At 63.7% G+C, this 13,719-nt stretch carries 10 protein-coding genes; 7 read left to right on the top strand and 3 right to left on the bottom strand.

The window, feature by feature from the left end; all coding sequences use genetic code 11:
* Window positions 1-6: 6 nt before the first annotated feature.
* From H7995_RS05375 to trhA, 3 genes are all read left to right on the top strand, one after another.
* Window positions 7-5,904 (top strand): Hpt domain-containing protein, encoded by a 5,898-nt coding sequence (locus H7995_RS05375; protein ID WP_185818084.1) that lies wholly within the window; start codon window positions 7-9, stop codon window positions 5,902-5,904.
* A complete protein-coding gene (locus H7995_RS05380) occupies window positions 5,897-6,358 on the top strand; it encodes a chemotaxis protein CheW (RefSeq protein WP_166592591.1) in 462 nt (153 codons plus the stop codon). Before H7995_RS05375 ends, H7995_RS05380 begins: the two co-directional genes overlap by 8 nt.
* 65 nt (window positions 6,359-6,423) lie before the next feature.
* The gene (gene trhA, locus H7995_RS05385; protein ID WP_166592592.1) at window positions 6,424-7,041 is read left to right on the top strand and encodes a PAQR family membrane homeostasis protein TrhA; all 618 of its coding nucleotides are present in this window, start codon (window positions 6,424-6,426) and stop codon (window positions 7,039-7,041) included.
* A gap of 35 nt (window positions 7,042-7,076) precedes the next feature.
* Here trhA and H7995_RS05390 read toward each other — a convergent pair whose 3' ends face one another.
* A complete protein-coding gene (locus H7995_RS05390) occupies window positions 7,077-7,991 on the bottom strand; it encodes a LysR family transcriptional regulator (RefSeq protein WP_166592593.1) in 915 nt (304 codons plus the stop codon).
* A 107-nt stretch (window positions 7,992-8,098) separates the two neighbouring features.
* Between H7995_RS05390 and H7995_RS05395 the strand changes: the two genes are divergently transcribed.
* Genes H7995_RS05395 through H7995_RS05405 form a run of 3 tightly spaced genes read left to right on the top strand, consistent with a single transcriptional unit; the run spans window position 8,099 to window position 10,652 of the window.
* Window positions 8,099-9,340, top strand: a complete 1,242-nt coding sequence (locus H7995_RS05395) for a D-amino acid dehydrogenase (protein ID WP_166592594.1) — start codon at window positions 8,099-8,101, stop codon at window positions 9,338-9,340.
* 28 nt (window positions 9,341-9,368) lie between these two features.
* The gene (locus H7995_RS05400; RefSeq protein WP_185818085.1) at window positions 9,369-9,719 is read left to right on the top strand and encodes a RidA family protein; all 351 of its coding nucleotides are present in this window, start codon (window positions 9,369-9,371) and stop codon (window positions 9,717-9,719) included.
* Window positions 9,720-9,749: 30 nt separating this feature from the next.
* Window positions 9,750-10,652: a transporter substrate-binding domain-containing protein gene (locus tag H7995_RS05405; RefSeq protein ID WP_166592596.1), complete on the top strand. Its 903-nt coding sequence runs from the start codon at window positions 9,750-9,752 to the stop codon at window positions 10,650-10,652.
* 31 nt (window positions 10,653-10,683) lie between these two features.
* On the opposite strand, the gene H7995_RS05410 is transcribed toward H7995_RS05405, so the two are convergent.
* Together H7995_RS05410 and H7995_RS05415 are read right to left on the bottom strand one after the other, a co-directional pair.
* Window positions 10,684-11,403 carry a 16S rRNA (uracil(1498)-N(3))-methyltransferase gene (locus H7995_RS05410; protein ID WP_182342730.1) on the bottom strand — a complete coding sequence of 240 codons (720 nt, stop codon included), beginning with the start codon at window positions 11,401-11,403 and terminating at the stop codon, window positions 10,684-10,686.
* Window positions 11,404-11,453: 50 nt separating this feature from the next.
* Window positions 11,454-12,860: an adenosylmethionine--8-amino-7-oxononanoate transaminase gene (locus H7995_RS05415; RefSeq protein ID WP_185818086.1), complete on the bottom strand. Its 1,407-nt coding sequence runs from the start codon at window positions 12,858-12,860 to the stop codon at window positions 11,454-11,456.
* Between the two features lie 301 nt (window positions 12,861-13,161).
* On the opposite strand from H7995_RS05415, the gene H7995_RS05420 reads away from it, so the two are divergent.
* Window positions 13,162-13,713: a cytochrome b gene (locus H7995_RS05420; RefSeq protein WP_166592599.1), complete on the top strand. Its 552-nt coding sequence runs from the start codon at window positions 13,162-13,164 to the stop codon at window positions 13,711-13,713.
* Window positions 13,714-13,719 lie beyond the last annotated feature (6 nt).

Genomic DNA, 13,719 nt, shown 5'->3' on the forward strand with positions numbered 1-13,719 from the left:
GTGGTTATGGGTGATCGGCACGACTATGTGGCCCTCGAGTGGGTCAAGGGCGAAATTGCCGAAACGCTGAAGCAGGCCTACTTTGCTCTCGATCGCCTGATCGAGGACCCGCAGGCGCTGCACGCGCTCGAGCAATGCCTGGCGGGCATCCATCAGGTCCATGGCAGTCTGCAGATGGTCGAGTTCTACGGTGCGGCCCTGCTTGCCGAAGAGATGGAGCAACTGGCGGCGGCCTTGCAGCGCGGCATGGTGGCCCATCGTGACGAAGCCATCCGCCTGCTGCAACAGGCCCTCGGCCAGTTGCCGATTTACCTCGACCGCGTGCTCAGCGCCCGGCGCGACCTGCCCCTGGTAGTGCTGCCGCTGATCAATGACCTGCGCAGCGCCCGAGGCGAGGGCCTGCTCGCGGAAACCAGCCTGTTCAGCCCACAACTGCAAGAACTGCCGCCCCTGACGGATGCGCAACTGGCGCTGCTGGAGCCGGCAGACTTGCCCAATGTGTTGCGCAAACTGCGGCAGATGCTGCAGATGGGCCTGGTCGGCCTGCTGCGCGAACAGGACGACAGCACCAACCTCGGGTACCTGGCCAAGGTCTTTGCACGCCTGGAAACGCTGTGTGCCGACGCGCCCCTGAGCCCGCTGTGGCAGGTGGCTTCAGCGCTGGTCGAGGGCATGCTCGGTGGCCGTATCGACAACAGTCCGGCGCTGCGCAGCTTGTTCAAGGAAACCGACAAGGAACTCAAGCGCCTGCTTGAGCACGGCATGCCGGCCATCAACCAGGTGCCGCCACCCGAACTGCTGAAAAGCCTGCTGTTTTATATCGCCAAGGCGCAATCCCCCAGTGCCCGGATGTTAATCATGAAAGATCGCTACGGGCTGGATGACGCCTTGCCTGACAATGCCCTGCTGGATGCGGAGCGCGCGCGCCTGGCCGGACCTGACCGTGACGCCATGCGCTCGGTGCTGGCCGCCTTGTGCGAGGAGCTGGTGCGGGTCAAGGAGCGCCTGGACCTGTTCGTGCGCAGCGACCGCCAGCATGCCTCGGACCTCGACAGCCTGCTGGCGCCGTTGCGACAAATCGCCGACACCCTGGCGGTGCTCGGTTTTGGCCAGCCACGCAAGGTCATCATCGACCAGCTGGGCGTGGTCATGAGCCTGGCCCAGGGTCAGCGCGAACCGAACGATGCGATCCTGATGGACGTCGCCGGCGCCTTGCTCTACGTCGAGGCGACCCTGGCGGGCATGGTCGGCATCGTCGAGGAGCGCCGTGAAGAAAGCCGGCTGCCGACCACGGACCTGACGCAGATCCACCAGATCGTCATCAAGGAAGCCCGGCTGTGCCTGCAACAGGCCAAGGACATGATCGTCGAATACATCGATGCCCACTGGGATCGCCAGCCATTGCAGTTGCTGCCGGACTTGCTGACCCAGGTGCGCGGGGCGCTGGCGATGATTCCCCTGCACCGTGCGGCGAGCCTGCTGGAAGCCTGCAATAGCTATATTCGCGAACACCTGCTGGCGGACCGCACACCGCCGGATTGGCAGCACCTGGACAACCTGGCCGATGCCATCACCAGCATCGAGTATTACCTGGAGCGCTTGAGCGAGGACCCACAGGCCCTTGGCGAGCAAGTGCTGGATGTGGCCGAACAGAGTCTGGCGACACTGGGCTACCTGCCCAGCGCGGTTCATCTGCCGTCGTTCAATCCGTCGTCGAGTGCCGAGGACGGTCGGTTCGCCGAAGCGGACCAGGCTGGCCAGCCGTCGCTGGTGGATGTCCTGGCCCGCCCGGTTTCGGCCGTCAACCCGCCGGCCATGAGTCCCCCCGACAGCCTGCTACCACCGCCGGCCGATGAAGACCCGGTGGATGACGAGCTGCGCGAGGTGTTCCTCGAGGAGACCGCCGAAGTCCTGGATATCCTGCGCGAGTACTTGCCGCGCTGGTCGGCCAGCCCAGGCAGTGCAGCGGTCCTGGGCGAACTGCGCCGGGCCTTTCATACGTTGAAAGGCAGTGGGCGCATGGTCCGTGCGCTGGTGCTCGGCGAGCTCGCCTGGGCCGTGGAGAACCTGCTCAACCGAGTGCTCGAACACAGTGTCGAGCCTGGGCCGCAGGTCGATGAGCTGCTGCGCGATACGCTGCAACTGCTGCCGGAACTGGTGGCGGAATTCGCCGCCAACCACCAGCGCCAACGCGATGATGTCGACCGCCTGGCGGCCCGTGCCCACGCGTTGGCCCGGGGCGCTGCGCTGCCCGAGCCGGCGGGCGGGGCGCACGCCAGCGCCGCCGACCCGCAGTTGCTGGACATTTTCCGCAACGAAGCCGACACCCACCTCAACAGCCTCAAGCGTTTTCTCGAGCAGGCCGCCGAACACCTGCCGTTGCAGGCCACTGACGAGTTGCAGCGTGCGCTGCACACCCTCAAGGGCAGTGCTTCGGTGGCCGGTGTGGTGCCGATCGCCGAACTGGCGGCCCCCTTCGATCAACTGGCCCGCGAATACAAGGCCCACCTGCTGGCCCTGGACCTGGATGAAGTCGACCTGCTGCTGGAGGCCGAAGGCTTGCTGCGCCGAGGCCTGGCGCAGTTGCAGGACGACCCGCTGGTGGAAATCCCAGGTGCTCCTGAACTGATCCAGCGCACCCAGGCGCTGCTGACCGAGCGCCTGGAGGCCCTGCACAGCGCGTCCGACAGCGGTGCGCGGATCAAGCGTGCCCCGCAGTTGATCAACAGTTTCCTGGCCCAGGGCATGGACATCCTGCTGGACGCCGAAAACCTGTTGCGCCGTTGGCAGCAACACCCCGGCGAGCGTCAGGAACTGAGTGCCTTGCTGGATGAGCTGACGACCCTGGGCGAAGGCGCGCACCTGGCCGACCTGCACCCGATGGATGAGTTGTGCGAGGCCTTGCTCGACCTGTACGGCGCGGTGGAGGAAAGCAGCCTGGCGGTCAGCGAACGGTTCTTTCACGAGGCCCAAAGTGCCCATGAAGCCTTGATCAACATGCTCGACGAACTGGCGGCAGGCCAGGAAGTCAGTCACCAACCGGCCCGTGTGCAGGCCCTGCGCGATCTGCTCAATGAAGGCCTGGATCCGTCCGCGATGGGCCTGATCCGCAGCGACGGCAGTCGCACCCTGAGCATCACCGAGCTGGGCAGCGTCACCGCCGAACTCGGGCAGTCCTCACTGACGCCGTTGGCGGCGGACGATGAAATGGCGGCGATCTTTCTCGAAGAGGCCGTCGACATCCTGGAGAGCGCTGGGCAGGCCCTGCAGCGTTGGCTCTCTGAGCCGCAGAACCCGGCGCCGTTGTTGTCGCTGCAACGGGACTTGCACACCCTCAAGGGTGGGGCGCGGATGGCCGAGATCGGACCGGTAGGTGACCTGGCCCATGAGCTGGAAAGCCTTTACGAGGGGTTGGTGGACCGGCGCTTGAGCTACAGCGCCGAGTTGGGCCAGCTGTTGCAGCAGAGCCACGACCGCCTCGCCCAACTGCTCGAACAACTGCAACGCCAACAACCGCTGGGCGATTGCACGGCCTTGATCGCGGCCATCGCGCAGTGGCGCCAGAGTAGCGTCAGCCACGCCGAAGTCGGAGCAGAGGCACCGGCCGACGATGGGCCGGGCAATGACCCGGAGCTGCTGGAAATCTTCCTCGAGGAAGGCTTCGACATCATCGACAGTTCCGGCGCGGCCTTGGTGCGCTGGCAGGCCGACCCGCAAAACCGCCAGGAAATGGAAACCCTGCTGCGCGATCTGCACACCCTCAAGGGCGGCGCGCGAATGGTCGAGATAGCGCCCATTGGCGACCTGGCCCATGAACTGGAATTTCTCTACGAAGGCCTGTCGACCGGCTTGCTGCAGGCCACACCGGCGCTGTTCGGGCTGTTGCAACGCAGCCATGACCGGTTGGCGCAGATGCTCGACGCCACCCGCGCCGGTCAGCCGGTAGCGCCGGCCGAGCGCCTGATCGAGGCTATCCAGGCCTTCAGTCACCCGTCGGCGGTCGAGCGGGCGGTTGCCCCGGTAGCGCTCGACAGCCTGGCGCAGAACAAGCCGGAGCCGCCGGCGTTGCCCGCCGAAGCGGGCGCCGACATGGTCAAGGTGTCCGCCGAACTGCTTGACGACCTGGTCAACCTGGCCGCCGAGACTTCGATCTTTCGTGGGCGTATCGAGCAACAGGTCAACGATGCCCGGGTGACCTTGAGCGAGATGGAAACCACCATCGAGCGCATGCGCGATCAACTGCGCCGCCTCGACACCGAAACCCAGGGACGCATCCTCAGTCGCCAACAAGTCGACGCCGAGCGCCAGGGCTACGAAGAGTTCGACCCCCTGGAAATGGACCGTCATTCGCAGCTGCAGCAGTTGTCGCGGGCGATGTTCGAGTCCGCCTCCGACTTGCTCGACCTCAAGGAAACCCTCGAGCGGCGCAACCACGACGCCGAGAACCTGTTGCAGCAACAGGGACGGATCAACACCGAGCTGCAAGAAGGCCTGATGCGCACGCGCATGGTGCCGTTCGAGCGGATGCTGCCGCGCCTCAAGCGCATCGTCCGCCAGGTCTCCAGCGAGTTGGGCAAGGACGTCGAGTTCATCGTCGGCAACGCCGAGGGCGAGATGGACCGCAATGTCCTGGAGCGCATGGCCGCTCCGCTTGAGCACATGCTGCGCAACGCCATCGACCATGGCCTGGAGTCCCCGCAAGTGCGCCGCGCCGCCGGCAAGCCCGAGCAGGGGCGGATCAGCCTGGACCTGTCCCGCGAGGGCGGCGACATCATTTTTGACATCCGCGACGACGGCGCCGGCGTGCCCCTCGACGCCGTGCGGCGCAAGGCGATCAAGCGTGGGCTGCTGGCCCCCGAGAGCACCCTGAGTGACCGCGACGTACTGCAGTTCATCCTGCAGCCTGGCTTCTCCACCGCCGAGAAGATCACCCAGATCTCCGGACGTGGGGTGGGCATGGACGTGGTGCATGAAGAGGTGCGCCAACTCGGCGGCCTGATGAGCATCGACTCGGTCCCGGGCAAGGGCGTGCATTTTCGCATTCGCCTGCCGTTCACGGTGTCGGTCAACCGGGCGTTGATGGTGCAGTGTGGTGAGGATCAGTACGCGATTCCCCTGAACACCATCGAAGGCATGGTGCGCGTCCTGCCCAGCGAACTGGAGGCCCGCTACCAGCTGGACCCGCCTCGGTACGAGTACGCCGGGCAACGTTATGAGTTGTGCTACCTGGGCGAGGTGCTCAAGACCAGCGTGCGGCCCCGCTTGCTGGGGCAGAACTTGCCGCTGCCGGTGCTGCTGGTGCAGTGCAACGAGCGGCATATCGCGGTGCAGGTCGACGCCATGGCCGGCACCCGGGAAATTGTGGTCAAGAGCCTCGGCCCGCAGTTTGCGGCGGTTCAGGGCCTGTCCGGCGCGACGATTCTCGGCGATGGCCGGGTGGTGCTGATTCTCGACCTGCTGGCGCCCTTGCGGGCGATGCAGGTACGTTTGCCGGCGCAGGCCGCGACCAGCCCGGAAGCAGAGCCGCAGCGCTCGATGCTGGTGCTGGTGGTGGACGATTCGGTCACCGTGCGCAAAGTCACCAGTCGGCTGCTGGAGCGCCACGGCATGAGCGTGCTCACGGCCAAGGATGGGGTGGACGCCATGCAGTTGCTGGAAGAACACATGCCCGACCTGATGCTGCTGGACATCGAAATGCCGCGCATGGACGGCTTCGAAGTCGCCACCCAGGTGCGTAACGATCCCCGCCTGCAGCACCTGCCGATTATCATGATTACTTCGCGCACCGGGCAAAAACACCGCGACCGGGCAATGGCCATCGGTGTCAACGACTACCTGGGCAAGCCGTACCAGGAATCGGTGTTGCTCGACAGTATCGCCCTGTGGAGCAAGGCCCATGCTTGAGCACCGTAGCAGCCACCTCACCGGGCTGTTGTTGCCCCTGGCCGACCGCACCCTGATCCTGCCCAACGTCGCCGTTGCCGAGCTGATCGACTACCAGCCCGGGACCTTCGACCTCGACTCACCGCCCTGGTACCTGGGCCAGGTCAACTGGCGCGACCGACAGATCCCGCTGCTGAGTTTCGAGTCGGCCTGCGGCGGTAAAACCGTGATCGGCGAACGCGCACGCATCGTCATCCTCAATACCCTCAGCGGGCGGGCCAACCTCAGGTTCATTGCCCTGCTGGTCCAGGGCATCCCGCGCTCCTGCAAGCTCGACAGCCAGTTGAGCTACGTCGACGTGCCGCTGTGTGCGCTGGAACAGGCCGCGGTGCAAGTCGTCGACCAAGTGGCAAAAATCCCCGACTTGCTCGCGTTGGAGGCGTTGTTGCTGGGGGCGGGGTTGGTTGTTGAATGAGTGTTCCCATATAGGCGTATGAAAGTATTCATGTGTCGTTGTCTGGCTTATGCATTGGGAGGCCCATGTACCACGGAGAAAGATTCAACGCCTGGAGCCATTTGTTCGGCGCGGTTGCGGCGTTTGTCGGGGCGGTTTGGTTGCTGGTGGTGGCCAGTCTCGATGGCAGTCCCTGGAAGATTGTCAGCGTGGCGATCTACGGGGTGACCTTGCTGGTGCTGTACAGCGTGTCGACGGTCTACCACAGCGTGCGCGGACGGGCGAAGGTGATCATGCAGAAGGTCGATCACCTGTCGATCTACCTGCTGATTGCCGGCAGTTACACGCCTTTTTGCCTGGTGACCCTGCGTGGCCCATGGGGCTGGTCGCTGTTCGGGATTGTCTGGACGCTGGCGGTGATCGGCATGCTGCAAGAGATCAAGCCGCGCTCCGAGGCGCGGATTCTGTCGCTGGTGATCTACGCGGTGATGGGCTGGATCGTGCTGGTGGCGGTCAAGCCGCTGATCGCTGCGCTGGGCACCACGGGGTTCGCCTGGCTGGCGGCCGGCGGAGTGTTTTATACCGTGGGCATCATTTTTTTCGCCCTCGACAGCCGGCTGCGCCATGCCCACGGGATCTGGCACTTGTTTGTGATCACCGGCAGTCTGCTGCACTTCGTGGCCATTCTGTTTTATGTGATCTGATTGCTGGGGGCAGGGACCGCGCTTTCGCGGCGTCACTACGTCCGCCCGACCAACCTGTCCAATTGCTCCTGCGCGCGGTGGCTGAAGATGCTCAGCAGCTCGTTCAGGGTGTGCGGTGGCGGTTCGGTTGCGCGGGTCACCGCGTAGAGGGTGATTGGCAGCGCCGGCGCCAGGGGGCGGATGGCGGTGGTTGTGGGCGAGGCACCGAGGGCGGTGAAGGGGTCGATCACGGTCAGTCCGGCCCCGGATTCGACCATCGCCCTGGCCAGTGAATACGTCTGCACCGCGATGCTGACCCGGGGTGGTGGCTCGACGGCCTTGAGATAACTGTCGAGCCGCGCCGACAGTGGATCGGCACTGGATAGCCCGATCAGCGGTGCATCGGCCAGGGCCTGCAGCGGCAACGGCAGGCCTTCCTCTCCCGAGGGCCAGTAACCGGCCGGCGCCAGCGCCACCAGCACCCCGCTGGCCAGCGCCTGGGCCTTGAGTCCCGGGTGATCGGGGCGTTGCAGGGTCAGGGCGACATCGATTTCGCGCATCAGCAGGTTTTGCACCAGCTCGCGGCTGTGGGCACTGGACAGCTCGCAGGCGATCTCCGGATAACGTTGCGTCCACTCATGGATGGCCGGGGGCAACAACGACAGGGCCAGGGCCGGGGTCGCGCCGATCCGCAGGCTCTGGCCCGGCTCGCGACGCAGGCTCTGGGCCAGGCGTCGCACCCCTTGCAGGCTCTCGGTGACCTTGTCGACTTCACGCTCCAGTTCCAGCGCCTCCGGGGTGGCCTGGAGTTTGCCGCGCACCCGCAGAAACAGCGGGAAGCCCAGGTGCTGCTCGGCGTGTTGCAGCACTTTGGTCACGGCGGGTTGGGAGACGTGCAGCAATTGCGCTGCGGCGCTGACCGAACCGGTCTGGCGGATGGCCTGGAAAATCTCGATGTGGCGAAGGCGCATGGCGAGTCCATAACCTTTGTTTATGGGGTGACCATCTTTATTCATTGTTCGGCGCCTGTCACCTGGCTCTAACCTCGGGCTCGTCTCAACCACGATTAAGGACTGACATGGCTCAGCGTGTATGCATCATCGGCGGCGGCGTCATTGGCCTGGCAACGGCCTACGCGCTGGTGCGCGATGGCGTTGAGGTGACCCTGGTCGAGGCGCGGGATTCGTTGGGCAGCGAAACCAGCTTTGCCAATGGCGGCCAGTTGTCCTATCGCTACGTGGCGCCCCTGGCCGATGCCGGCGTGCCGTTGCAAGCCATTGGCTGGATGCTGCGCGGTGACTCACCGTTGAAGCTGCGCCCACGTTTCGACCCAGCGCAGTGGCGCTGGATGGCGTCCTTCCTGGGGGCCTGCCGCTCCTCGGTCAACCGCGCCAACGCAGCCCATTTATTGCGCCTGGCGTTGTTCAGCCAGTCCACCCTGCAGACCTGGCGCGAAGCCGATGCCCTGGATGGATTCCACTGGCGGCGCAACGGCAAGCTGGTGACCTTTCGAAACGCCGCCAGCTTCGAACATGCCCGCCACAAACTGACCGACCCCCAGCAACAGCAGGTGCTGTCGTCCGCCGACTGTGCCCGCCTGGATCCGGCACTGGCCGATGCGCCCTTTGTTGGCGCGATCTACACCCCGGATGAGGAAGTCGGTGACTGCCACGGTTTTTGCCAGCAACTGGCGGCGCGTTTGCGGGCCTCGGGCCGTTGCGAGTTCCGCCTGGGCCAGGCCGTGACCGGTATTCGCCAGGCCAATGGCGTGGTGAGTGCAATCGAACTGGGGGATGAAGTGCTGCCAGTGGAACACCTGGTGATTGCCGCCGGCCATCGCAGCCCACTGCTGGCGTTGCCCGGCGTGCACCTGCCCCTGTATCCGCTCAAGGGTTATAGCCTGACCGTGCCAATCGGCGCCCAACACCGGGCCCCGGACCTGAGCATCACCGACTATGACCGCAAGATCGTCTACGCCCGCATTGGCGAGCAATTGCGGGTGGCGGCCATGGTCGACATCGTCGGTTTTGACCCGGCGCTGGACCCCAAGCGCCTGGCCCTGATCAAGCGTCAGGCGCGTGACACCTTTGCCAACGCCGGCGACTACGAGCAGGCCATCGAATGGGCCGGCATGCGCCCGGCGACCCCCAGCGGCGTGCCGCTGCTGGGCGCTACGGGGTATTGCAACCTGTGGCTGAACCTTGGCCATGGCGCCCTGGGTTTCACCCTGGCCTGCGGCAGCGCGCAGTTGCTCAGTGAACTGATCGGCCAGCGCCGCCCCTCCATTGACCTGCAAGGCTTTACGCCCCGTGCGGCCTGAAACCATTACCCAAGAAAAGGACTATCCGATGACCATCAGCCGTATCCAGACCAATCCACGTTTGTCCGGTGCCGTGACCTTTGGCGACCTGGTGTTTCTCTCCGGCCAGGTGCCGGGTGATGCCACCGATGCCAGTGGCCAGACTCGCCAGGTGCTGGAAAAAATCGACGCGCTGCTGGCCGAAGCGGGCAGCGACAAGGATCATCTGCTCAGCGCGACCATTTACCTGAAGGATATCGGTGAGGATTTCGCGGCGATGAATGATGTCTGGTCGGCCTGGTTGTCGCCTGGCCAGGCACCGAGTCGCACCACCTTGCAGGCCGAGCTGGCCCGCCCGCAGGTGCGAGTCGAAATCAGCGTTATCGCGGCACGCCGCTAAGTCATCCATCACCCACAACGGAGAATAACAATGCAAAAAATCACGTTGCTCGGCTGCACCCTGGGCGTGTTGCTTGGCACTCAAGTGCAGGCTGAAGAAGCCCCGCTGGGCCCCACTCTGAGCAAGATTGCCAGCACCCAGAGCATTACCCTGGGTTATCGCGATGCGTCAGTACCGTTTTCCTACGTGGGTGATCACTCGGGTCAACCGATGGGGTACTCGGTAGACCTGGCAAGCAAGATTGTCGAGCGTGTGCAGCAGAAGCTCGCGGTGCCCAAGCTCCAGGTGAAATACAACCTGGTGACCTCGCAAACCCGCATCCCGCTGGTGCAGAACGGCACGGTCGACCTGGAGTGTGGGTCGACCGGCGTGACGGCTGAGCGGCAAAAGCAGGTGGCGTTTTCCTACGGCTTTATCTATGTCAAAGGCCAGTTGCTGACCGCCAACGACAGCGGGATCAAGAGCTTCGCCGACTTGCGTGGCAAGAACGTAGTGACCACCGCCGGCACCACCAACGAGCGCTATCTGAAGAGCTACAACGTCGACAACAAGATCGACATGTTCGTGATCAGCGCCAAGGATCACGGCGAAGCCTTCCAGATGTTGCAGTCCGGTCGGGCGGCGGCGTTCTACATGGACGATGCGTTGCTCTACGGCGAACGCGCCAAGGCTCGCGATCCGCACAAGTGGGTCGTGGTCGGGGAAGAGCAGTCGCGGGAAATCTACAGCTGCATGGTGCGCAAGGACGATCCGCAGTTCCTCGCCCTGGTGAATTCGACACTGGGTGAGCTGTACAGCTCAGGGGAAATCAACGGGATCTACCAGCGCTGGTTTGAACAGCCGATCCCGCCAAAAGGCCTGAACCTTGAGTTCCCGATGACCAGCGAACTCAAGGCGATCATTGCCAAGCCGACGAGTGATCCGGTGCAGTGATTTTCAGATCAGGCGATTGCAGCCTGCGGGCTTAGAAATCGCCCCATAGCTGTTGTGCTACCGCCAGCGCCACGACCGGCGCTGTTTCGGTGCGTAGCACCCGAGGGCCCAGGCGTGCGGCCTGAAAACCGCCAGCCTTGGCCTGCTCCACTTCGGCGTCCGACAAGCCACCTTCAGGGCCGATCAAGAATGCCAGGGTCGCGGGCCTGGCGTGGCTGGCCCATGGCTCTGCCACCGGGTGCAGCACCAGTTTCAGCTCGGCCGGGACCTGCTTGATCCAGTCTGCCAGCAGCATCGGCGGATGGATCACCGGCACCCGCGAGCGCCCACATTGCTCGCAGGCGCTGATCGCCACCTGGCGCCAGTGCTGCAGGCGTTTGTCGGCGCGTTCGTCCTTGAGCCGCACTTCGCAGCGGTCACTGAAGATCGGCGTGATTTCACTCACCCCCAGCTCCGTGGCTTTCTGAATCGCCCAATCCATGCGTTCACCCCGGGACAAGCCCTGGCCCAGGTGAATCTGCAGTGGCGATTCGATTTGCCCGGCAAAGCGTTCGGTCAACGCCACGCGCACGCGCTTCTTGCCGACTTCCGCCAGCGTGCCGAGGTATTCCTGGCCTGAGCCGTCGAACACTTGCAGCGCATCACCCTCGGCCATGCGCAGCACGCGGCTGATGTAATGGGCCTGGGCCTCCGGCAATTCATGCTCGCCAAGGCTCAAGGGGGCATCGATAAAAAAGCGCGACAGTCTCATGCGGGGTCTCTGTAAAAGGTGTCATTCATCTGAGTGGGATTTAGCGGCTGCTAGCCCGGATCACGGAACCCCGGGTGGAAGTCCTTCGGCACGGCGACACTGACCGAGTCGCGGGTGGCGATGTCGATGCCTTCGCTGGCCACTTCGGCGAGGAAGTCGATCTGCTCGGGGGTGATCACGTAGGGCGGCAGGAAATACACCACGCTGCCCAGCGGGCGCAACAGCGCGCCGCGCTCCAGGGCGTGCTGGAACACTTTCAGGCCGCGACGCTCTTGCCACGGATAGGCCTCTTTGCTGGCCTTGTCCTTGACCATCTCGATGGCCAGCACCATGCCGGTCTGACGCACCTCCGACACGTTCGGGTGATCGGTCAGGTGTGCGGTCGAGGTCGCCATGCGCTGGGCCAGGGCCTTGTTGTTCTCGATGACGTTGTCTTGTTCGAAAATATCCAGGGTCGCCAACGCGGCGGCACAGGCCAGCGGGTTGCCGGTGTAGCTGTGGGAGTGGAGGAACGCACGCAGGGTCGGGTAGTCGTCGTAGAAGGCGCTGTAGACCTCCTCGGTGGTGACGCAGGCCGCCAGTGGCAGGTAGCCGCCGGTCAGGGCCTTGGACAGGCACAGGAAGTCCGGACGGATGCCGGCCTGTTCACAGGCAAACATGGTTCCGGTGCGGCCGAAACCGACGGCGATTTCGTCGTGGATCAGGTGCACACCGTAGCGGTCACAGGCTTCGCGCAGCAGCTTGAGGTACACCGGGTGGTACATGCGCATGCCGCCGGCGCCCTGGATCAACGGCTCGACGATCACCGCCGCAACGCTGTCGTGGTGCTCGGCCAGGGTGTGCTCCATCGCCGTGAACATGTTCCGCGAGTGCTCCTCCCAGCTCATGCCGTCGGGGCGCAGGTAGCAATCGGGACTCGGCACCTTGATGGTGTCCAGCAGCAGGGCCTTGTAGGTCTCCGTGAACAAGGGCACGTCACCGACCGACATCGCGGCCATGGTTTCGCCGTGGTAGCTGTTGGTCAGGGTGACAAAGCGCTTCTTGTTCGGCTGGCCGCGGTTGAGCCAGTAGTGAAAGCTCATTTTCAGTGCGACTTCGATGCACGATGAGCCGTTATCGGCGTAGAAGCACCGTGTCAGCCCCTCGGGTGTCATCTTCACCAGGCGCTCGGACAGTTCGATCACTGGCTGGTGGCTGAAGCCGGCGAGGATCACGTGTTCGAGTTGGTCGACCTGATCCTTGATCCGCTGGTTGATCCGCGGATTGGCGTGGCCGAACACGTTGACCCACCAGGAACTGACGGCGTCGAGGTAACGCTTGCCTTCGAAGTCCTCCAGCCACACGCCTTCACCCCGTTTGATCGGGATCAACGGCAGTTGTTCGTGGTCTTTCATCTGGGTGCAGGGATGCCACAACACCGCGAGATCGCGCTGCATCCACTGATTATTCAAGCCCATGTAAATTCTCCTCGAGACGGCGCGCTGGTTTCGCGGGCAAACAATCGCGCAAGCCTATGCAATGCCGGGCATGCGGACAACCTATTGTGGTTTTTTTCAGTTGCCTGGGCTGACGATAAACCCGTTCTGGAGGCCACGTTTGTGGGGCCGGGAGGACAAGTCTCTGACGTGGTTAATCTTTCCTTAACCAACCGGCACCAGACTCAAGATCGTATTTCTCGATATTTCAAAGCGAATTTTTCCGCTTTAATTCGATAGATAACTCGATAGTCTTGATCGCAGTTCTTACAGGATTTAGGAAATGCAGCTACGTAATTCTTCCTCCCGCTACGGTTGGGTCAGTATTTTCATGCACTGGGGTGTAGCCCTGGCTGTGGTGGGTCTGTTCGCCCTGGGCTTGTGGATGGTCGGGCTGGATTACTACAGCACCTGGCGCAAGGACGCCCCGGACCTGCATAAAAGCGTGGGTCTGGTGCTCTTCGCGGTCATGCTGCTGCGGGTGCTCTGGCGTCTGATCAGCCCACCACCGCCGACCCTGGCCAGCTACGATCGCCTGACCCGCATTGGCGCCAAGGTCGGTCACGGGTTTCTGTATGTCAGCCTGTTTGCCGTCATGATTGCCGGTTACCTGATTTCCACCGCAGACGGCGTCGGGATACCGGTGTTTGGCTTGTTTGAAGTCCCTGCCCTGATTTCCGGTTTACCGGACCAGGCAGACCTGGCCGGTGAGATTCATTTCTACCTGGCATGGGCGCTGGTGATTGTCTCCGGCCTCCATGCGTTGGCAGCATTGAAGCACCACTTTATCGATCGTGATGTGACCCTGGCACGCATGCTGGGTCGCAAAGCCTGATGTTCA

The sequence above is a fragment of the Pseudomonas kielensis genome, from assembly GCF_014236655.1.
Lineage (GTDB): Bacteria > Pseudomonadota > Gammaproteobacteria > Pseudomonadales > Pseudomonadaceae > Aquipseudomonas > Aquipseudomonas kielensis.